Below are 1,059 nucleotides of genomic sequence, written 5' to 3' on the forward strand. Positions count from 1 at the left end.
GATCGTGAAGGCCAGCTTCTAGTAGATGAAGTTCTGCATTACGCCGGCGCCACTAAAAGCGGTAAGCCTATTCAACGCTGCTTAATTAATGATCTAAACACCAAAGCAATTGCAAAAGCGTTAACGCAACTTAAGGATAACCGTGATTTTGCCGCTTTATCGTCTTCGGCTTTAGCGCGCTCGCGCGCCGACTGGCTTTACGGTATTAACATGACAAGGCTGTGCAGCCTTAAAGGCCAGCAGCAGGGCTTTAGTGGTGTACTATCGGTTGGCCGCGTGCAAACCCCAGTATTAGGTTTGGTGGTTAAACGCGATGCCGAAGTGGCTCAGTTTTTAACTCAACCCTTTTATGAAGTCATAGCACATTTGCAAAGCCCAAAAGGCGAGCCCTTTACCGCTAAATGGCAGCCCAGCAGCGCCTGTAAAGAATACTGCGATGAAGAAGGTCGAGTATTGTCTAAAGCGCTGGCACAAAACGTAGCCCAGCGCATTACACAACAAAATGGCCAAGTCACAGCCGTTAAAAAGCAACGCAAAAAGCTCAACGCTCCACTTCCCTATAGCCTATCAAGCCTACAAGTTGATGCCTCTAAGCGCTTTGGCTTAGCGGCTAAGGCGGTACTTGACACCTGCCAAAGTCTCTACGAAAAACACAAACTGATTACCTACCCGCGCTCAGACTGTCGCTATTTACCCGAAGACCACCATAGCGAGGCAAGCACTATATGCCGCGCCATTAATAAGACTAATGCAGGGACACTCACCCCAAAAAACACCTGCTAGAACAGCCCAACAATTAACACCGTCCAACCTACAACACGCTAAATTATGGCCTTATTACTTACAGCTATCAACACAGTATTAATTATGGCGTTAGGGTATATATTCAGGCAGGTCGAATTCAATTGAATCGCTGAACATGAAGGGTAATCGTTAACCGAAGAGCACTTTGCAGCGCTGCCGGTTGGGTGTGCGCTTATAGCCTAATTGCAGAGCGGCGCTTTCTATGTGGGCCTCGGCGCCTACAAAAGTATTGGTATTTTTCTCAAAGGCCGTTGT

General features: G+C 47.7%; 1 protein-coding gene. It reads left to right on the top strand.

Annotated features, from left to right (window positions below; translation table 11 throughout):
• Nucleotides 1-783: DNA topoisomerase (locus AC438_RS12800; RefSeq protein WP_274377617.1), on the top strand; the 783-nt coding region annotated here is incomplete at its 5' end.
• Between the last annotated feature and the right edge of the window lie 276 nt (nt 784-1,059).

This window comes from Marinagarivorans algicola (assembly GCF_001292705.1).
GTDB classification, from domain to species: domain Bacteria; phylum Pseudomonadota; class Gammaproteobacteria; order Pseudomonadales; family Cellvibrionaceae; genus Marinagarivorans; species Marinagarivorans algicola.